16 protein-coding genes and 1 other annotated feature are annotated in these 18528 nt (G+C 67.6%); of the genes, 7 read left to right on the plus strand and 9 right to left on the minus strand.

Annotated features, from left to right (window positions below):
• The first annotated feature begins 194 nt into the window (after positions 1 to 194).
• Positions 195 to 1397, plus strand: coding sequence for an MFS transporter (locus tag AC2FAN_RS26290; protein WP_265054913.1), 1203 nt, complete (start codon positions 195 to 197; stop codon positions 1395 to 1397).
• 342 nt (positions 1398 to 1739) lie between these two features.
• Entirely contained in the window at positions 1740 to 2978 is a 1239-nt protein-coding gene (locus AC2FAN_RS26295; RefSeq protein WP_476806067.1) for an MFS transporter, read from the plus strand.
• A 45-nt stretch (positions 2979 to 3023) separates the two neighbouring features.
• Here the strand turns inward: AC2FAN_RS26295 and phbB are convergent, their stop codons facing one another.
• From phbB to AC2FAN_RS26310, 3 genes are read right to left on the minus strand one after another with little or no spacing between them, the layout of a single operon-like run.
• Positions 3024 to 3749, minus strand: a complete 726-nt coding sequence (gene phbB, locus AC2FAN_RS26300; RefSeq protein ID WP_265050058.1) for an acetoacetyl-CoA reductase — start codon at positions 3747 to 3749, stop codon at positions 3024 to 3026.
• Between the two features lie 41 nt (positions 3750 to 3790).
• Positions 3791 to 4006 (minus strand): DUF1737 domain-containing protein, encoded by a 216-nt coding sequence (locus tag AC2FAN_RS26305; protein WP_265050057.1) that lies wholly within the window; start codon positions 4004 to 4006, stop codon positions 3791 to 3793.
• Between the two features lie 16 nt (positions 4007 to 4022).
• The gene (locus tag AC2FAN_RS26310) at positions 4023 to 5201 is read right to left on the minus strand and encodes an acetyl-CoA C-acetyltransferase (protein WP_476806064.1); all 1179 of its coding nucleotides are present in this window, start codon (positions 5199 to 5201) and stop codon (positions 4023 to 4025) included.
• Positions 5202 to 5512: 311 nt separating this feature from the next.
• On the opposite strand from AC2FAN_RS26310, the gene phaR reads away from it, so the two are divergent.
• Positions 5513 to 6115, plus strand: a complete 603-nt coding sequence (gene phaR / locus AC2FAN_RS26315; RefSeq protein ID WP_485176959.1) for a polyhydroxyalkanoate synthesis repressor PhaR — start codon at positions 5513 to 5515, stop codon at positions 6113 to 6115.
• A gap of 130 nt (positions 6116 to 6245) precedes the next feature.
• On the opposite strand, the gene AC2FAN_RS26320 is transcribed toward phaR, so the two are convergent.
• Positions 6246 to 7721 carry a SulP family inorganic anion transporter gene (locus AC2FAN_RS26320; RefSeq protein WP_485176960.1) on the minus strand — a complete coding sequence of 492 codons (1476 nt, stop codon included), beginning with the start codon at positions 7719 to 7721 and terminating at the stop codon, positions 6246 to 6248.
• Positions 7722 to 7823: 102 nt separating this feature from the next.
• Positions 7824 to 7879, minus strand: a sequence feature (sul1 is cis-regulatory element that is thought to sense ions involved in sulfur or methionine metabolism; They are found in Alphaproteobacteria).
• A 237-nt stretch (positions 7880 to 8116) separates the two neighbouring features.
• Between AC2FAN_RS26320 and AC2FAN_RS26325 the strand changes: the two genes are divergently transcribed.
• Positions 8117 to 8782, plus strand: a complete 666-nt coding sequence (locus tag AC2FAN_RS26325; protein ID WP_265050054.1) for a hypothetical protein — start codon at positions 8117 to 8119, stop codon at positions 8780 to 8782.
• Positions 8783 to 8910: 128 nt separating this feature from the next.
• Here AC2FAN_RS26325 and AC2FAN_RS26330 read toward each other — a convergent pair whose 3' ends face one another.
• The 3 genes from AC2FAN_RS26330 to mtgA form a co-directional block, all read right to left on the minus strand.
• Positions 8911 to 10602, minus strand: coding sequence for an EAL domain-containing protein (locus AC2FAN_RS26330; protein WP_485176961.1), 1692 nt, complete (start codon positions 10600 to 10602; stop codon positions 8911 to 8913).
• A 472-nt stretch (positions 10603 to 11074) separates the two neighbouring features.
• Positions 11075 to 11260 (minus strand): 50S ribosomal protein L32, encoded by a 186-nt coding sequence (gene rpmF, locus AC2FAN_RS26335; RefSeq protein WP_265050052.1) that lies wholly within the window; start codon positions 11258 to 11260, stop codon positions 11075 to 11077.
• Positions 11261 to 11413: 153 nt separating this feature from the next.
• Complete coding sequence (gene mtgA / locus AC2FAN_RS26340; protein ID WP_485176976.1) at positions 11414 to 12079, minus strand: monofunctional biosynthetic peptidoglycan transglycosylase; 666 nt, start codon at positions 12077 to 12079, stop codon at positions 11414 to 11416.
• 179 nt (positions 12080 to 12258) lie between these two features.
• Between mtgA and AC2FAN_RS26345 the strand changes: the two genes are divergently transcribed.
• Positions 12259 to 13206 carry a polyprenyl synthetase family protein gene (locus tag AC2FAN_RS26345; protein ID WP_485176962.1) on the plus strand — a complete coding sequence of 316 codons (948 nt, stop codon included), beginning with the start codon at positions 12259 to 12261 and terminating at the stop codon, positions 13204 to 13206.
• A gap of 188 nt (positions 13207 to 13394) precedes the next feature.
• Here AC2FAN_RS26345 and AC2FAN_RS26350 read toward each other — a convergent pair whose 3' ends face one another.
• Both AC2FAN_RS26350 and AC2FAN_RS26355 read right to left on the minus strand, forming a co-directional pair.
• A complete protein-coding gene (locus AC2FAN_RS26350; RefSeq protein ID WP_485176963.1) occupies positions 13395 to 14639 on the minus strand; it encodes a histidine kinase in 1245 nt (414 codons plus the stop codon).
• Between the two features lie 51 nt (positions 14640 to 14690).
• Positions 14691 to 15983, minus strand: a complete 1293-nt coding sequence (locus AC2FAN_RS26355; RefSeq protein ID WP_485176964.1) for an adenylosuccinate synthase — start codon at positions 15981 to 15983, stop codon at positions 14691 to 14693.
• A 516-nt stretch (positions 15984 to 16499) separates the two neighbouring features.
• On the opposite strand from AC2FAN_RS26355, the gene AC2FAN_RS26360 reads away from it, so the two are divergent.
• Both AC2FAN_RS26360 and AC2FAN_RS26365 read left to right on the plus strand, forming a co-directional pair.
• Positions 16500 to 17711, plus strand: coding sequence for a M20 aminoacylase family protein (locus AC2FAN_RS26360; protein WP_485176965.1), 1212 nt, complete (start codon positions 16500 to 16502; stop codon positions 17709 to 17711).
• Positions 17712 to 17835: 124 nt separating this feature from the next.
• Positions 17836 to 18414: a tyrosine phosphatase family protein gene (locus AC2FAN_RS26365; protein ID WP_485176966.1), complete on the plus strand. Its 579-nt coding sequence runs from the start codon at positions 17836 to 17838 to the stop codon at positions 18412 to 18414.
• Positions 18415 to 18528: the final 114 nt, after the last annotated feature.

Raw genomic sequence — 18528 nt, forward strand, 5'->3', positions numbered from 1 at the left:
CATTCTCGGGCGGAGCGAAGCGCCGACCCGAGAATCTCGAGACAGGCAGGTATCAGAACCTCCATCTGCACGAGATGCTCGGGTCAAGCCCGAGCATGACGGCCCCTATTGCGCCGCAGCACGGCTTCCGCGCGATGGGCGTCATGCTCCGGGCAGCGTTGACCGCGCGCGCAAGGCGGCTCATTCCCTGCTTTATGACCACGATCCCGATGCAATCCGTCGCCCGTCGTCCGCTGATGCCGGTTCTGGCCGCGCTGAGCCTGGCACATCTGCTGAACGACCTCGTTCAATCGATGATCCCGGCGCTCTATCCGCTGATCAAGGAGACGTATCAGCTCGATTTCGTGCAGATCGGCCTGATTACGCTCGCTTTCCAGGTGACGTCGTCGCTGCTGCAGCCGCTGCTCGGCTATGTCACCGACCGCCGGCCCTGGCCTTATGCGATGGTCGCCGGCATGTGCGCGACGCTGTCGGGGCTGCTGCTGCTCTCCTTTGCCCACAGCTACGGCGTCGTGCTGATCGGGGCCGCGATGATCGGACTCGGCTCCGCCGTGTTCCACCCCGAGGCGACGCGGATGGCACGCCATGCCGCGGCAGGGCGACAGGGGCTGGCGCAGGGCGTCTTCCAGGTCGGCGGCCATATCGGCTATGCCATCGGCCCGCTGCTGGCGGCGCTGATCGTCGTGCCGCGCGGACAGGAAAGCCTGTCCTGGTTCTCCGGCGTGGTGCTGGTGGCGATGCTGGTGATGGGCTGGCTCGGCTCGCGCTATTCGGCGATGCGCCGCGAGCAGAAAGCGTCCCCGGTGCATGCCGAGGAGGTCGCGAGCCATGGCTTGCCGCATGGGCGCGTGCTGCTGGCGATGGCGGTTCTGGTCGTCCTGCTGATCTCGAAGAACGGCTATACCGCCGCCTTCACCTCCTACTACACCTTCTACCTGATCGAGCGCTTCGGCGTCGAATTGCAGCTCTCGCAGATCATGCTGTTCCTCTATCTCGTCGTCGGCGCGCTCGGCGTCATCCTCGGCGGCATGATCGGCGACCGCATCGGCCGCGACCGGGTGATCTGGCTCTCGATCCTGGGCTCGCTGCCCTTCGCCCTGATGCTGCCCTATGCCGACCTGTTCTGGACCGGCGTGCTCAGCGTCATCATCAGCTTCGTCATGGCGAGCGCCTTTTCGGCGATCCTGATCTACGCGATCGACCTCGTGCCGCATCGCGTCGGACTGGTCGGCGGCCTGTTCTACGGGCTGTCCTTCGGGCTCGGCGGCATCGCGGCGGCAGGTATCGGCGCGCTCGCCGATCAGATCGGCATTATCCAGGTCTTCAAGATCTGCGCCTGGCTGCCGGCTGTAGGCCTGCTGACCTTCCTGCTGCCGAAGGGCGCGCGACAGAGTTGAGCCGGACCCTGTTGTCTTGAGACGGAACCTCTCCGTCATTCCGGGGCCGCCTGAAAGGCCGAGCCCGGAACCCAGAACCGATGCCGTCCATCATGAAGCGGTTCTTCCTGGCGCCTCTAACGATCGAGGACATCGGTTCTGGGTTCCGGGTTCAGGCCTGCGGCCTGTCCCGGAATGACGGCGAGGTTCCGTCTATAAGCAGCGCGTCCCAGGCCCTTCACCTCGCATTCTTCGAGGCCGCCGGCGATCACCGGCGGCCTCGACGCATTGAGCCCACATTCGGGCGCTAGCCCTCTCCGCTCTCCGGCCGAACGCTTTCGGCTGCTGCTGAGAGGTTGGCCGATGCTGGTTCAGATCGGAACGCTGATTGCCGCGACGAGTCTGGTGCAGCTCGCTAACGGCTTCTTCAACACCTTCCTGTCCTTGCGCCTGACGCTCGAGGATTTCGGCCCGGCCGCGACGGGCATCGTGCTCAGCGCCTATTTCGTCGGCTTCACCATCGGCGCCGTGTCGAGCGGCGGGGTGATCCAGCGCGTCGGGCATATCCGCGCCTACACGGCCTTCGCCGGGCTCGTCGTCGTCGCGACCGCGCTGATGCCGCTCTGGACCTCGGCGCTGGTCTGGGCTGCATGCCGGGCGGTGATCGGCATCGGCTGCGTGGGGCTGTTCGTGACGACGGAGAGCTGGCTCAATGCCAAGGCCGTGCCGGACCAGCGCGGCCGCGTCTTCTCCACCTATATGGTCGGGACGTTCCTGGCGCTCGCGATCGGCCAGCTCGCCGTCGCCCGGCTCTCGATCCAGTCCGCCGGCGCGTTCCAGATCATCATCGCGCTGTTCGCGCTGGCGCTGATCATGGTCAGCACGACGCGGGCGGAGGCGCCGGGCCTCGCGCCGGAGGCGACTTTGCGCTACGGCGAATTATCGCGCCAGGCGCCGCTCTCGGTCGTCGGCTGCGTGGTCAGCGGCGTCATCACCAGCGCCTTCTACGCGCTGGTGCCGGCCTGGATGCTCAGCAACGGCATTCCGCAGCAGACGATCGCTCTGTTCATGCTGGTCGCGGTGCTGGGCGGGCTCGCCTTCCAGGTGCCGGTCGGGCGCCTGTCGGATCGCAACGACCGCCGGCTCGTGCTCGCGGGCCTCGCGGTCGGCTATGCCGCGGCCGTGATCCTGCTGGTGGCGATGCCGCGCTCGCTGATGGCGGTGCTGCCGGTCGCGGCGCTGCTCGGCGGCTTCATGTCGACGCTCTATCCGGTCTGCGTCGCCCATGCGCTCGACCGGATGCCGGCGGACCGCGTGGTGGCGGTGAGCGGGCGCCTGATCCTGGTCAGCGGCTTCGGCTCGGCGCTCGGGCCCCTTGTCGGCGCCGGCATTATGGCGCGCTTCGACATCGACGGGCTGCTGTATTTCATGGCCGCGATCGCGATCGCATTGGCGGCGGTCGCCGGTCTGCGCATGCGCATGCGCGCGCCGCCGGACAAGGTCGAGCGGCCCTTCGAGGTCATCGATCCGATGAATCCGTCGATCTCGCAGGAGCCGGAGGCGACCGGGAGCGACGGCACGCCGCGCCCCGTCATGGCCTGAGCGGGGAAGGCCGCCGCCCCGCAGCGGGGCGGCGGATCCAGGCGATCAGGCCAGGTACTGGCCGCCATTGGCCGAGATGGTCGAGCCGGTGATGAAGCCCGCATCGTCGCTGGCCAGAAACACCACGGCCCGCGCGATTTCCGCGGGCTCGCCGAGGCGCCCGACCGGGATATGCGGCAGGATCGACTTCTCGATCACGGCCGGATCGATCGCCTTGACCATCTCGGTCGCGATGTAGCCGGGGCAGATCGCGTTCACCGTGATGCCGGCCCGCGCGCCCTCCTGTGCCAGCGCCTTGACGAAGCCGATGTCGCCGGCCTTGGCGGCGGAGTAGTTTACCTGGCCCATCTGGCCCTTCTGGCCGTTGATCGACGAGATGCAGATGACGCGGCCGAACTTGCGCGCGCGCATGCCTTCCCAGACCGGGCGGGTCATGTTGAAGAGCGAGTTGAGGTTGGTGTTGATGACCGCGTCCCACTGCTCCTTGGTCATCTTGTGGAACATGCCGTCGCGCGTGATGCCGGCGTTGTTGACGAGCACGTCGACCGGCCCAAGATCGGCCTCGACCTTGGCGATGCCGGCGACGCAGGATTCGTAGTCCGAGACGTCCCATTTATAGGTCTTGATGCCGGTCTCGGCGGTGAACTTGGCCGCGGCCTCGTCATTGCCGGCATAGCTCGCCGCGACGTTGTAGCCGGCCGCCTTGAGGCCCTTCGAGATCGCCTCGCCGATGCCCCGCGAGCCGCCCGTAACCAATGCCACCTTCGCCATAGACCTATCTCCCTCTGGATAATCCCTGCGGCTTGTCGCCGTTATTGTTCAGATAGTTTCAGTGTGGGCGAATAGGCTTCGTCCACGTCCTTGATGATGGCCTGGCCGCAGATGACGCGGCCTTGCGCCGCGTCGAAGGTGAGCGACGGCGGGCCGTAGAGCGACCAGCCGCGGCTCAGCGCCTCGCTGACCCGATGACAGAACGAGGCGTCATCGGGTCCGGTCAGGTAGCGATAGAGCGTGGTGCGCTTCGCCATCGGAGAGGCGCTTCCCTCAGCGCTCCACCGCCATGGCGACGCCCATGCCGCCGCCGATGCAGAGGGTGGCGAGACCCTTCTTGGCGTCGCGCTTGGCCATCTCGTGCAGCAGCGTGACCAGCACCCGGGCGCCCGAGGCGCCGATCGGGTGGCCGATCGCGATGGCGCCGCCGTTGACGTTGACGATGTCGGGGTTCCAGCCGAGGTCCTTGTTGACCGCCAGCGCCTGCGCGGCAAAGGCCTCGTTGGCCTCGACGAGATCGAGATCGCCGACCTTCCAGCCGGCCTTCTCAAGCGCCTTGCGGGTCGAGGGGATCGGGCCGGTGCCCATGATCGCCGGGTCGACGCCGGCCGTCGCCCAGGAGGCGATGCGGGCGAGCGGGGTCAGGCCGCGGCGGGCGGCTTCCTTGGCGGTCATGACGACGAGCGCGGCGGCGCCGTCATTCAGGCCCGAGGCATTGCCGGCGGTCACCGTGCCATCCTTGGAGAAGGCGGGGCGGAGCTTGGCCATGGCCTCGATCGTCGCGCCGTGGCGCGGATACTCGTCGCTGTCGACGATGATGTCGCCCTTGCGCGAGGCGATCGTCACCGGGACGATCTCGTCCTTGAAGCGGCCGGCCTTCTGCGCGGCCTCGGCCTTGTTCTGCGAGCCGACGGCGAAGCGGTCCTGCTCCTCGCGGCTGATCTGGTACTTGGTCGCGACGTTCTCGGCCGTCGTGCCCATGTGGTAGCCGTGGAAGGCGTCCCAGAGCCCGTCCTTGATCATGGTGTCGACGAACTTGGTGTCGCCCATCTTGGTGCCGTTGCGCAGATGCGAGGCATGCGGGGCGAGCGACATCGATTCCATGCCGCCGGCGACGATGATGTCGGCATCGCCATTGGCGATCTGCTGCAGGCCGATGGCGACGGTGCGCAGGCCCGAGCCGCAGAGCTGGTTGAGGCCCCAGGCGGTCTTCTCCTGCGGGATGCCGGCAGCCATGGCGGCCTGGCGGGCCGGGTTCTGGCCCTGGCCTGCGGCGAGCACCTGGCCCATGACCAGCTCGTCGACCTCGGCACCGTCGACCTTGGCGCGCCGCAGCGCTTCCTTGATGGCGATGGCGCCAAGCTCGTGGGCGGGAGTGTTGGCGAAGGCGCCGTTGAAGGCGCCAACCGCCGTGCGCGCTGCGCTGACGATCACGATATCCGAGTCTGCCATGAGAGAGGTCCTCGCTTTGTTGTTACTGCCGCCGCACCGCTCCCGCCGGTTCAGCCGCTCATCGCCACCTTCGAAGTCCGCCGCGACGCCGTCAAGACGGGCGGGCAGCGATTTCCGGGATTGAAGCGGGACACGGAGCTGTGGGCAACGCCGGAAGGCAGGGGCCGCATCTCAATTTCGACAGATTTTTGCACTGCGCGCTCAAAGAGCTTGCGGTGCAGCACCGAGAGGCTATCGTCATGACAGGGAGACCGCTCCGCCGAGCACGCCGGGATCACCAGTGGCCGCGGATCAACGTCAAGAAGGATCTGATGGCCACCGATAAAGAACCGACCGTCATCAAGAAATACGCCAACCGGCGTCTCTACCACACGGGCACCAGTTCCTACGTCACTCTCGAGGATCTCGCCGGCCTGGTACGTGGCGGCGAAGATTTCGTGGTCTACGACGCGAAGTCCGGAGAGGACATCACGCGCTCGGTGCTGGCACAGATCATCTTCGACGAGGAAGCAAAGGACGGCCAGAATCTGCTGCCGATCGCTTTCCTGCGCCAGCTCATCCGGTTCTACGGCGACAGCATGCAGGCGCTGGTGCCGCGATACCTCGAATTCTCTATGGAGAATTTGACCAAGGACCAGAACAAGTTCCGCGACCAGATGGCCAAGGCCTTCGGCGGCACGCCGTTCGGAGGCAACGCGCTCGACGCCATCCAGGCGCAGACGCGGGCGAACATGCAGATGTTCACCGAGGCCTTCCGGCTGTTCAACCCCTTCACGGCGGTGGCCCAGGCCCGGCAGGATGCGGCCGAAGGCACCAAGCCTGCGGCCCAGGCGGCGACCGGCGACCTCGGCGACCTCAAGCGCGAGCTCAACGAGATGCGCGAGCGCCTGGACAAGCTCTCCCGCTCGCGCTGAGCCGATCCCGGCGATTCCGAGCCGCGCCCTCGCAGGAGAGGGCGCGGCTTTTTCATTGGCTACCGGGGATCGAGGCGCTCCGTTGCAGCGGGGCCGAACTGCAAGCCGCCGGGACTGGTCCGGGGGCGGATCAATGGCCGGGAGCGAGCTTGGTCCCTTCCTTGTCATGCACAGCGAGACGCTCGACCATGGTTGCCGTAGCGTTGTTCATTCCGACGGTATCGACCGCGACGTCGTGGTGACGGAACTTCAGCACAACCCGATCGAGAGCGTGGATCGCGCTGATGTCCCAGAAATGCGCGGCGCTGAGATCGATCACGACGCGTCGGACCTCCTCCTGCCGAAAATCGAACGCCGAGTGGAAAGCCTCCGCCGTCGCGAAGAAGATCTGCCCCGTCACGCGATAGACCGTGGTGTCCCCTTGCCGATCGGCTTCGACGGCGAAGAAGCGCGTCACCTTATGGGCAAAGAACAGTCCGCTGAGGATCACGCCGAACAGAACGCCCTTCGCCAGATCATGTGTCCAGACGACGACGGCGACCGTGCCGAGCATGACGAAGCTGGAGCTCTTCGGATGCACCAGAAGAGACCGTAGGGATCGCCACTGGAACGTGTTGATCGAAACCATGACCATCACCGCGACGAGCGCCGCCATTGGAATCTGCGCGACATAGCGACCGAGCACGACGATCAGGAAGAGCAGGAAGGCGCCGGCCCACAGGGTCGAGAGCCGGCCACGCCCGCCGGACGAGACGTTGATGACCGACTGGCCGATCATGGCGCACCCCGCCATGCCTCCGAACAGACCGGCGACGATGTTCGCGGCGCCCTGTCCGGCGCATTCTCGGTTCTTGTCGGAGGTCGTGTCGGTCATCTCGTCAACGATCGCAGCCGTCATCAGGCTCTCCAGGAGACCGACCATAGCCAGGGTCAGCGCATAAGGCGTGATGATCTGAAGCGTCTCGACGGTGAGCGGCACCTGTGGGATTGCGAAGAATGGCAGTTCGCTGGGCAACGCGCCCATGTCGCCGACCGTGCGGATATCGAAGCCGAAATATATCGACACGGCGGTGAGCAGAACGATGGTCACCAGCGCGGATGGAACGGCTTTCGTGATCCGCGGCAGAAGATAGATCATCGCGAGGCCGATACCCGTCATCGCATAGACAGTCGGTCCTCGGCCGATCAGTTCCGGCATCTGCGCGAGGAAGATCAGGATCGCAAGCGCATTGACGAAGCCGGTCACGACCGAGCGCGAAACGAAGCGCATGAGGTTTCCGAGCTTCAGGACGCTGGCAACAATCTGAAAGAAGCCCGTCAGGATTGTTGCGGCGAAGAGGTACTGCACGCCGTGCTGCTTGACCAATGTGACCATGACCAGCGCCATGGCGCCGGTCGCGGCCGAGATCATCGCCGGCCGCCCACCCGCGAACGCCGAGACGACGGCGATGCAGAAGGAGGCGTAAAGACCGATCTTCGGATCGACCCCGGCGATGATCGAAAACGCGATCGCCTCGGGAATCAAAGCGAGCGCGACGACCGTACCGGCCAGCAGCTCACGCGTGACGTTGGGCGCCCATTCGTTGCGAAGATGAGAGATTGCCATAGTGAAGAATGAAGCCTTCGAGGCCCCGCCGGCAGGTGTGGCGGACGAGGCGCGCAAACTCGGAAGTCCGGCGGAGGCCGAGACCGAAACTGTCCGTGATTGCGTTGTCCGGCGGATCGGCGGCCGGAAGAGCCACCCGGGATTTCACCGGGTCCGAGTTTATGGCCCATCCTTTAAACCGTCTCGATATTGCGGCGCAACAGACATTGCAGGCAATACGCCCGCCAAAAGCGCCTCTGCGCACTCATCCGAGGTCTGTAACAGGCCTTGGGTGACGTAGCGATTCCGCTCCCGAACCGTGGATGTGTTAGACAATTCCGGCCAGCCACCGGGTATCGAGGGGAAACCGGACGAGGCGTATCCAAGAACAAGGTCATGAACGGGAGGACGAAGTGATGCGCATAGCGTGTATCGAGCTGGTCGCCGCCGCAGGGTTTCTGGCGCTCGCTGCCGGCGCAGCGCAAGCCCAGACAAGCGAGATGACTTTTTTCGTCACGAGCAGCGGCTCGGGGAAGGGGGCCGATCTGGGCGGCCTCGCAGGTGCGGATGCGATCTGCCAGCGCCTCGCCCAGGCCGTCGGTGCCGGCAGCAAGACCTGGCGGGCCTATATGTCGACGCAAGCGGCCGGCGGGGTGGCCGCCGTCAATGCGCGTGACCGTATCGGCGCCGGTCCGTGGCGAAATGCCAAGGGCGCCGTGATCGCCAGCAGTGTCGCCGATCTGCATGGCGCCGCAACCAATCTCACGAAGCAGACCGCGCTGAACGAGAAGGGCGAAACCGTCAAAGGCCGCGGCGACACGCCCAATGAGCACGATATGCTGACGGGCTCGCAAGCCGACGGCACCGCTTTCGGCCCAGGCGAGGACCGTACCTGCGGCAACTATACCAGAAGCGGCGCCGAGGGCGCGGTGATGCTCGGCCACCATGACCGCTCGGGCCTCGACGAAACGCCGCCCTCGAAATCCTGGAACATGTCCCATCTTTCGCGCGGCGGCTGCAGCCCGGATGCGCTGAAAAGCACGGGCAGCGCCGGGCTGTTTTACTGCTTTGCCGCCAATTGACGCGATCATCCGGAGGCGCTCGAAAGGCGCCTCCGGCCACCCGGAGCATGGCTGAAGGGGTGTTGAAGAGCTCCGCTGAGCACGGCTTGGCGAGACTTCTTCCTCCGTGTGGTCGCGCCGGCGCCGTATCAGCCGGTGGCCAGTCTCCGGCGCACATGCTGCGAAGGCGCATGCAGCTCGGCCCGGCCGACGAGGTGCCCCTGCAGATAGGTGACGCCCCAGTCGCGCAGCATGGCGGCCTGCATCTCGTCATCGACCCATTCCGCCACCGTCTCGACGCCGAGATGGCCGGCGAGGTCGATGAGCGTGCGGACATAGAAGCGGTCGTCGGTCGAACGCCGCAGATTCTGGGTGAAGGCGCCGTCGATCTTGAGGATGTCGATCGGGAAGGCGCGCAGATGGCGCAGCGAGGTGTGGCCGGCACCGAAATCGTCTATCGCGATGCGCGCGCCCTGTTCCTTGATGCGTCCGAGCAGCTTGCCCATCCGGGCCGGGTTCTCGATCGTCGCTGTCTCGGTGACCTCGACGATCAGGCGCGATGCCGCGTCTGTGGCCGCAGTGGTGCAGGCGACGAAGGCATCGAGCCATTCGGGGTCGGTGAGCGAGCGCGGCGAGACGTTGACGGACAGCACGAGGTCCGGGTCGTCCTGCAACATGTCCATGGCGAGCTCGAGCACGCGATGGTCGAACAGCCGCACGAGGCCGCGACGCTCCAGCATCGGAACCAGCTCGGCCGAGGCGAAATAAAGCCCGGTATCGCCCTGGCCGACCCGCATCAGCGCCTCGTGGAAGGCGGGCTCGCGTGAGCAGGTCCTGACGACGGGCTGGAGGGCGAGGCGCACCCGCCTCTCGTTCAGCGCCGCGATGGCCTGCACGTCGAAACCGACCTGATCGCCGGCCGTGTCGCGACGCGGGCGCGGCTTGGCCGTCACGGCGGTATCGATCGCGCCGGCGCGCGCCGTCGCGAGCGCTCCCTCGGCCGCGGCCAGCAGCGAGCCGCCATGGTTGCCCAGCTCGGGGGCGCTGGCGGCGCCGACGCGCAGCCGGACGAGCGCGATGCCGCGCGCGGTCTCGATCGCCGATTGGGCGACGATCTTGATGAAGCGGCGGGCCGCCGATTCGATCTGGTCCTGCGGGCAGCCGACGAGCAGGATGGCGAAGCTGTTGCCGGCATAGCGGACGAGATGGTCGCGTCGGCGCGTGACCGAGCGCAGCCGCTCATGCACGGTGCTGATGATCTCGTCGGTGGCCTCATGGCCGAAATCGTCGTTGAGGCGCGCGAGCTCGTCGATCGCCGCGACGAGCACGACGACCGGCCGCTCGGCCGGGAGGTGCTCCTTCAGCGCCGCATCGATGTGCTCCAGCAAGGCGGGGCGGTCGCAGAGCTCGTTGCCGAGCTGCTCCAGCTCGTCGGCCCTGGCGGCGCGCTCCAGCCTCACGACGCCGCGCGCGCTGGCCGGGCGGCCGTCGCTGCCGGTGAACCAGCGGCCGGTGTCCTCGGCCCACATCTTGCGGCCGGCGAGGTCGATGGCGTAGCGGGTCCGGTAGATCACGCCGTCGCCATGGTCGTGCTCGCTGGAGCCGAAGATCGCGTCATAGCGGCTCGGGCCGCTGCCCGGCTCGACCAGCCCGGCGAAGGCGAGGCCGCGCGCCAGCACCGTGGCCGGAATCGGACCCAGCACATCCGCGACATTCGGGCCCCAGCTCAGGGAGTCGCTCTGGACGTCCCAGCCGTAAACAACTTCACCGATCGAGGAGAGGATGCTGCGAGGATCAACCGGGCCGCCATTCCGGAAGCTGAAGATCGAGGGGGTGGGCATCGCTCGGCCTCGGAAAGACAGCCCACGCCGCGCCGTTCTGGTGCTTCGTCGCCCTGTCCGGATGATGGGAAGTGCTTCGAAACGATGCGGTCATTCCGATTAATGGGGCGTTAAGTCTGGCCAATGATTTGCAGCCTGAGCTCCGTCACAAGTTGTGTGTGCCGGAGTGATACATGGCAGAGGCCCGCGTTTGGCCGGAGCAGGGTGTGGTCAGCACCAACGCATCTGCGCTTGTGCTTTTGCAGGCCGCAGCGGCACGGGCCGAAATCGGCCCCTTCGCGCGCCGGGGGAAGGCGACGCCCCAATCGGCAGCGGGATGTTATCGGGCGGCGGCGCAGCTCGTGCCCGCACGCCGGATGCCGCGCCTACGCGCCTGACTCAGACTCGACAAGGCAAAGAAAAACCGGCCTCTCGGCCGGTTCACGTCTTCTGTCGGGGGAGCGGCATCGCTGCCGCACCCGGCCGGAACGCCTCAGGCGTCGGCCTTGACCTTCAGCACCTGGCGGCCGCGATACATGCCGCTCTTCAGGTCGACATGGTGCGGACGGCGCAGTTCGCCGGAGTTCTTGTCTTCGATATAGGTGGGCTGCTTCAGCGCGTCGGCCGAGCGGCGCATGCCACGCTTCGACGGCGACGTCTTTCTCTTCGGAACGGCCATTGTACTCTCCATCGTGCCGCCGTCCGAACGCGCAGGCTTGCCAAAGCCTCGCCTCCGCCACGGCGACGGATCAATCTCGTGAGGCGTTGCCCATACACGCTCGGGGCGCCGATGGCTAGTGCCGAATCCGGATTTCTCGCGATTACGGCCCGATCAGCCGGGTACGGCGCAGTCTCCCAGCGTGCCGAGCTGGCCGACCCGGCGCTGCGTGCGGGCAGCGGCGGACTGCAGGGCGCGATTCGGCTTCGCCGGGTCACGCAGAAGCGGGTTCGGCAGCGCGGCGGCGAGGCGCGCGGCCTCGGCCGTGGTCAGGCGCGCGGCCGGCTTGCCGAAATAGCGCTGCGCGGCGGCTTCCGCCCCGAACAGTCCTTCGCCCCATTCGGCGACGTTGAGATAGACCTCGATGACGCGTGGCTTGCCCCAGGCGAAATCGATCGCCATCGCCAGCGGGATTTCCAGCCCCTTGCGGATATAGGAGCGGCCGGGCCAGAGGAATACGTTCTTGGCCGTCTGCATGGTCAGCGTCGAGGCGCCGCGGCTGGGCCCGTCCTCGTCCTCCATAACAGCGTTGAGTTCGATCCAGTCGACGCCGCGATGGCTGCAGAAGCGCTGGTCTTCCGCGGCGATGACGGCGCGGATCAGATTCGGCGAGATCTGGGCCAGCGGCACCCATTCGCGCTCGACGGAGCGCAGCGTTAGCCAGCGGCCGAGCATCAGCGTCGAAGGCGCGGGCACGAAGCGATAGAGCACGATCGCAGCGATGAGGATCAGCAGCAGCCAGAAGGCGAACTTGAAGCAGAGGCCGAGAATCCTGCCCAGCACTTTGCTTCGTCCCCCTCGTCGATCGATCGGCGCAAGGCTCGATGTCCTGCGGCAAAGCCCTGCCGCCAAGCCCGCGCCAAGTCCTGCGGCATGCCCTGCGCCATGGTGGCGCAGCTTGACGATGCCGCCAGCGTCCGGCAAGGCCCCCGTCCCGGCAGCGAACGCGAGACCCGCGCATGAGTTCCGTCACATCACCGGCCAGCCATGGCGATCTCGACCTGCGCCTCGCGGATAATGCGGCGGCTGTCGAGACCCTGCTGGAGACGCTGCTCTCGGCCGAGCCGGCTGAAGGCGAGACCCTGCGCCCGCCGCGCCTCGTCGCGGCGATGCGGCACGGTGCGCTGGGCGGCGGCAAGCGCCTGCGACCCTTCCTGACGATCGAGACGGCGCGGCTGTTCGGCGTCGCCACGGAGCAGGCGCTCCGGGCGGGTGCGGCCGTCGAGCTGTTGCACTGCTATTCGCTCGTTCACGACGATCTGCCGGCGATGGATGACGACGACCTGCGGCGCGGCCGTCCGACGGTGCACAAGGCCTTCGACGAGGCGACGGCGATCCTTGCCGGCGACGCGCTGCTGACGCTGGCTTTCGCGGTTCTGGCGGATGAGGCGACGCATCGTTCCGGCGCGATCCGTGCCGCGCTGGTGAGCACGCTGGCGCGCGCATCCGGGCTCGGCGGCATGGTCGGGGGGCAGATGCTCGACCTCGCGGCCGAGGGGCGTTTCGAGGCGGAGAAGACTTCGCTGCCGGAGGCCGCCATCCGCCAGCTCCAGGCGATGAAGACCGGGGCTCTGCTGGCGGCGAGCGTCGAGATCGGCGCGCGGCTCGGCGGCGCCGATGCCGGTGCGCTGGCGGCGCTCGGCCGCTACGGCCGGGCGCTCGGCGCGACGTTCCAGGTCGCCGACGACATCCTCGACGTGGAATCCGACGCGGCCCGGATGGGCAAGGCGACCGCGAAGGACGAGGACAAGGGCAAGGGCACGCTGATCGGCGCGCTCGGCCTGGACGGTGCCAAGCGCGAGCGCGACCGGTTGAGCGACGCGGCGGTTGCGGCGCTCGTTGGCTTCGGGCCGGAGGCGGATGTGCTCAGGGCCGCGGCGCGGTTCGCGGCCGAGCGGAAGAGCTGAGCCCCTTATCGATTTCTTGCGGAAACACGGTGTCGTCCCGGACAAGCCGCGAAGCGGCGCCGATCCGGGATCCATCGTAGAGCCCCGGCGCCCTCCGATGGATCCCGGGGCAAGCCCGGGATGACGAGACGGTTCCGAGAGTAGTCAGAACGCCCTGGGGTGTTATGACAACCGGGGCGCGGAGGCCTTTACCGCCAGCGGCCGAAGGCGTCGGCCAGCGTCTGGCTGCCGGAGACGCCCTTCTCGAAGGTGATGATGCCGCGGCGCCCGGAGGTGAACAGCACGGGCACGTCGATCCAGCTCCGGTTGAGGATGAGATCGACGTTGCGATCGACCTCGACCGGCACGTTCGACAGCGCCGCGACGAAGAGATTGTCGCCGAGCGCGGAGTTGATCGCCGAGAGCGGCGCGCCGCGCTCGCCTTCCTCGGTCTTGAGCTGCGGCACGCCGACCTCCTTGATCGCCTGCGTCGCCGGGTCGCCGCTGCTGGTGAAGCGCAGGCCGATGATGTGCGAGGCGGGGAAGGCGGAATCGGTGTTGCGGCGGATGGTGAAATCGAGGTTCAGCCCGGCATCCGGGATCTCGACGGTCGCGCGCACGATCGTCTCGACGGGGCGGCCCTGGCCGGCGCTCTCGCTGTCGAGGCGCCAGAAGACGCGGCCGTTGACCGCCCTCGGCTGCTGCGGGTTCTCGGGCACCTCGGTGTAGAGGATGGCGCGCTGGGCGACGGCGATCTCGCCGCCGGGCTGCGGCACGGGGATACCCTGCGCGGCGCTCGGGGCATTGTTGCCGGGCCGGTTCTGTGCCGGGGCGCCAGCCTCGCCGACGCGGTCGGAGATCTTGCCGGCGTTGTCCGGCTGGGACGGCCGCGCCTGCTGCGCGGCGGTTTCGCCGTTGGTGCGGGGCGCGTCCTGCGGCTTCAGCTTGTGGACATAGATCGCGGTGGCCGCGATCGCGGCGACGGCGATCGCGACGACGCCTCCCACGACGGCCGAGCGGATATGGCCGGGTTTCACCCGCGATTCGCGCGGCGGCAGCACGCGCGGGCGGGCGATCTGCGGCTGGGCGGGCTCCGGAAGCGGTTCGCCCTCGTCCTGGCCGGTAGCCGCGGGCAGCGGCGCGAACTCCGGCTGCTTCTTCGGCTCGGGCGGCCGCGGCGGCTGCGGAACCGCCTCCACCGGGCGAATCACCGGGCCTTCGGCAGCAGGCGGCGCGGCGGGCGCCTCGTCGTGATCGGCTTCGATCCGGGCCACGGCCTCGTCGAGCGCCAGGCGCTCGCGCATGATCTCGGCCTCGCTTAGGGGCGGGTCGAGACCGCGCAATTGCGCAACGAGAGCCGCCCGCGCCCGATCGAAGATGGCGCGGCGCGCCTCGGGAGAGTTGTCGGGCAACCCGGCGACGGCTCGCGCCAGGATAGGATAGAAGTCGGCCATTGGCCTCACTTGTCGCTGATGGTGCCCTGCGTCAACCCTCGGAGGGCAGGCTTATCCCTCGAAAGGATTGTGGACCAGGATCGTGTCGTCGCGCTCCGGGCTGGTCGAGAGCACGGCGACGGTGGCGCCGATCAGCTCCTCGATGCGGCGGACGTACTTGATCGCCTGGGCCGGCAGGTCGGCCCAGGAGCGGGCGTTCGCCGTCGAGCCTTCCCAGCCCTCGATCGTCTCGTAGATCGGCTCGACGCGGGCCTGGTCGCTCTGCCCGGCCGGCAGATGCTCCAGCACCTGGCCGTCGAGCTTGTAGCCGACGCAGACCTTGATCTCCTTGAAGCCGTCGAGGATGTCGAGCTTGGTCAGCGCGATGCCATCGATGCCGGAGGTCTTCACCGTCTGGCGCACGAGGCAGGCGTCGAACCAGCCGCAGCGGCGCTTGCGGCCGGTGACGACGCCGAATTCCTTGCCCTTGGTGCCGATCAGCTCGCCGATCTCGTCGAAGAGCTCGGTCGGGAAGGGGCCTTCGCCGACGCGGGTCGTGTAGGCCTTGGCGATGCCGAGCACATAGCCGACGGCGGAGGGGCCGAGGCCGGAGCCGGTCGCGGCCTGGCCGGCGACGATGTTCGAGGAGGTGACGAAGGGATAGGTGCCGTGGTCGACATCGAGCAGCGCGCCCTGCGCGCCTTCGAACAGGATGCGCTTGCCGGCGCGGCGCTCGGCGTCGAGCAGCGCCCAGACCGTGTCGGCATAGGGCAGGATCTCGGGCGCGATGGTCTTGAGCTGGCCGAGCAGTTCCCCGGCGTCGACCTCGCCGATACCCAGCCCGCGGCGCAGCGCGTTGTGATGGGCCAGCAGGCGCTCGATCTTGGCCTCGAGCAGGGCTTCGTCCTTGAGGTCGATGACGCGGATGGCGCGGCGGCCGACCTTGTCCTCATAGGCCGGGCCGATGCCGCGCTTGGTCGTGCCGATCTTCATGCCGGCATTGGAGGTCTCGCGGAAATGGTCGAGCTCGCGATGCAGCGGCAGGATGAGCGTGGCGTTGTCGGCGATGCGGAGGTTGTCCGGCGTGATCGCGACGCCCTGGGTGCGCAGCTTGGCGATCTCCTCGACGAGGTGCCAGGGATCGACGACGACGCCGTTGCCGATGACCGAGAGCTTGCCTGGACGCACGATGCCCGAAGGCAGCAGCGAGAGCTTGTAGACGTTGCCGTCGATGACCAGCGTATGGCCGGCATTATGCCCGCCCTGGAACCTGACGACGACATCGGCCTGGCTCGACAGCCAGTCGACGATCTTGCCCTTGCCCTCGTCGCCCCACTGGGCGCCGACCACCACAACATTCGCCATGAGCGAGGTGTCCCTGCTTTACGTTCCGCGTTGCCCGTGCAAGCGGCCCGCGCAAATGCAAAACCCCGGCGCAAGGCCGGGGTTTCGGGGCAGGTCCTTGCAAGCCCTCATGGGCCAATGTGGTCCGAAGGTCAAGTTTTCCGACAGTCTCATTGCCAGGGTGAATGGCTCAGACCATCAGACCTCCCCGTCATTCCGGGGCGACCCGCAGGGTCGAGCCCGGAACCCAGAACCGACACGTCATATCGCTAAACGAGCCGGTCACATGTGCCTCATCAAGACGCAGCGTCGGTTCTGGATTCCGGGCTCATCGCTCCGCGATGCCCCGGGATGACGGCGCGGCGAATCCTCTCTCGTCGACCTCGAAGCTGCTTCGTAAACCATCTGAGCATGGCCGCTCTGCAGCATCTGCGCAGTAATGCTGCCGCAATCGGGCGTAAGGGCTAGAATGGCGGTTGGCGGCGGATGGCAGGGACCATGCATGCCGGCGCCGCAGGAGAGGGGAAACCATCGATCATGACCAAGCTCGACGACTGGCTCGACCGGCACCATGCCGCGTTCACGGCGATCCGCCGCGACATCCACGCCCATCCCGAACTCGGCCTGGAGGAGCACCGCACCGCCAAGCTCGTCGCCGATAGCTTGCGCGAATGGGGTGTCGAGGTCACCGAGAATGTCGGCCAGACCGGCGTTGTCGGCGTCATCCGCGGCAGCCGGCCCGGCCCGCGCGCTATCGGCCTGCGCGCCGACATGGACTGTCTCGCACTGGAAGAGACGACCAACCTGCCCTATTCCTCGCGTACCCCCGGCCGGATGCATGCCTGCGGCCATGACGGGCACACCACCATGCTGCTCGCCGCGGCGCGCTACCTCGCCGAGAACCGGGATTTCGCCGGCACGGTCAACCTGATCTTCCAGCCGGCCGAGGAAGGCCGCGGCGGCGCCAACGCCATGCTGGCGGACGGGCTGTTCGAGCGCTTCCCCTGCGACGCGATCTACGGGCTTCACAACACGCCGGGCATGCCGACCTCCAGCTTCGGCACCACGGTCGGCCCGTTCCTCGCCGCGGCGGATTCCTGGAAGGTCACCTTCCACGGCGTCGGCGGGCATGGCGGCTCGCAGCCGCATCGCTCCACCGACATCACCTATGCGCAGGCGCATTTCGTGCTCGGCCTGCAGGGCATCATCGGCCGCAACGTCGCCCCGCTCGACACGGCGGTGATCAGCGTCGGCTACATCCATGGCGGCGACGTCGACGCCTCGAACGTCATTCCCTCCGAGCTCGTCATCGGCGGCACGGCGCGGACCTACTCGCAGGAGGTGCGCGACACGGTCGAACGGCGCATCGCCGAGCTTGCGGCGGCGACGGCACTGGCCTGGGGCTGCCAGGCGGAAGCCTATTATCATCGTGGCACCAGCCCGCTCGTGAACGAGGCCGAGCAGGTCAAGGTCGCGGTCGCGGCGGCCAGCGCGGCGGTCGGGCCCGAGCATGTCAACGGCCAGCTCCGGCCGGGTACGGGCGGCGAGGACTTCGCCGAGATGATGCTGGTGCGCCCAGGCGCTTTCATGCGGATCGGCAACGGCGTCAATCCAGACGGCTCCTTCGTCGGCCTGCACACGCCGCTCTACGATTTCAACGACGAGATCATCCCGGCCGGCGCGCGCTACTGGGTCGGCCTCGTCGAGCAGGAGCTCGGCCAGGGCTGGCAGGCGATCGCCGCCGAGTGAGAATTGCCTGGCGGCCGGTGTCGTACGATGCCGGCCGCAAGCTTGCAGGGGTGCCCGTCGTTTCCAGCGGTTGCGCCATCGGCGGAACGGACCTAGGCGGCATGCTCAGCCGCGGAGCCATGCCATGAAGACCCTCGCCATCTCGACCCTGACGATCTGCGGCATCGACGAGCTGCCCGGCAACAGCGCGCGCGAGGTGACGCATGTGCTCTCGGTGCTCGATCCCGACCGGGCCGAGCTCGATGCTTTCGGCGCCTATGGCGAGCACCACCGCGTCACGCTGCGCTTCCACGACATCATCGATCCCCGGCCCGGCCAGATCATGCCCGCACCCGAGCATGTCGGGGAGATCCTGCGCTTCGGCGAGGGGCTGCAGGAGACGGCCGCCGCCCGCGTGAAGGGGCATCTGCTGGTCCACTGCCATATGGGCATTTCGCGCTCGACAGCGGCGATGCTGACGCTGATGGCACAGGCCGATCCGACCGAAGGCGAGGATGCGCTGTTCGCAAGGCTGCGCGAAATCCGCCCGCAGTCCTGGCCGAATTCGGTGATGATCGGCTTCGCCGACGCGCAACTCGGCCGGCAGGGACAGCTGACCGCGGCGCTCGGGCGGCACTACGCCCACCAGATCGAGGCGCAGCCCAAATTCCGCACCTGGATGAACGATCTCGGCCGCAGGCGCGAGGTCGAGATGGCGGTCTGAGGTCGCCCGCGGGTAAGGGAGGCGCCGTCATGCCCGGGCTTGACCCGAGCATCTCATGACGTGAGGGCTCCAGAGCCTCTTCCTGCAAGAGATTCTCGGGTCTGCGCGGAGTTT

It is taken from the genome of Allobosea sp. RIT-PG3_2 (assembly GCF_057321085.1).

Excerpts from the sequence above, each read along its gene's own strand:
- AC2FAN_RS26355 (WP_485176964.1), bottom strand. The coding sequence starts at position 15,983 with ATGGCGAATGTTGTGGTGGTCGGCGCCCAGTGGGGCGACGAGGGCAAG.
- AC2FAN_RS26310 (WP_476806064.1), bottom strand. The coding sequence starts at position 5,201 with ATGGCAGACTCGGATATCGTGATCGTCAGCGCAGCGCGCACGGCGGTT.
- AC2FAN_RS26290 (WP_265054913.1), top strand. The coding sequence starts at position 195 with ATGACCACGATCCCGATGCAATCCGTCGCCCGTCGTCCGCTGATGCCG.
- phaR (WP_485176959.1), top strand. The coding sequence starts at position 5,513 with ATGGCCACCGATAAAGAACCGACCGTCATCAAGAAATACGCCAACCGG.
- AC2FAN_RS26345 (WP_485176962.1), top strand. The coding sequence starts at position 12,259 with ATGAGTTCCGTCACATCACCGGCCAGCCATGGCGATCTCGACCTGCGC.
- AC2FAN_RS26330 (WP_485176961.1), bottom strand. The coding sequence starts at position 10,602 with ATGCCCACCCCCTCGATCTTCAGCTTCCGGAATGGCGGCCCGGTTGAT.
- phbB (WP_265050058.1), bottom strand. The coding sequence starts at position 3,749 with ATGGCGAAGGTGGCATTGGTTACGGGCGGCTCGCGGGGCATCGGCGAG.
- AC2FAN_RS26365 (WP_485176966.1), top strand. The coding sequence starts at position 17,836 with ATGAAGACCCTCGCCATCTCGACCCTGACGATCTGCGGCATCGACGAG.
- AC2FAN_RS26360 (WP_485176965.1), top strand. The coding sequence starts at position 16,500 with ATGACCAAGCTCGACGACTGGCTCGACCGGCACCATGCCGCGTTCACG.
- AC2FAN_RS26350 (WP_485176963.1), bottom strand. The coding sequence starts at position 14,639 with ATGGCCGACTTCTATCCTATCCTGGCGCGAGCCGTCGCCGGGTTGCCC.
- AC2FAN_RS26320 (WP_485176960.1), bottom strand. The coding sequence starts at position 7,721 with ATGGCAATCTCTCATCTTCGCAACGAATGGGCGCCCAACGTCACGCGT.
- rpmF (WP_265050052.1), bottom strand. The coding sequence starts at position 11,260 with ATGGCCGTTCCGAAGAGAAAGACGTCGCCGTCGAAGCGTGGCATGCGC.
- AC2FAN_RS26325 (WP_265050054.1), top strand. The coding sequence starts at position 8,117 with ATGCGCATAGCGTGTATCGAGCTGGTCGCCGCCGCAGGGTTTCTGGCG.
- AC2FAN_RS26305 (WP_265050057.1), bottom strand. The coding sequence starts at position 4,006 with ATGGCGAAGCGCACCACGCTCTATCGCTACCTGACCGGACCCGATGAC.
- AC2FAN_RS26295 (WP_476806067.1), top strand. The coding sequence starts at position 1,740 with ATGCTGGTTCAGATCGGAACGCTGATTGCCGCGACGAGTCTGGTGCAG.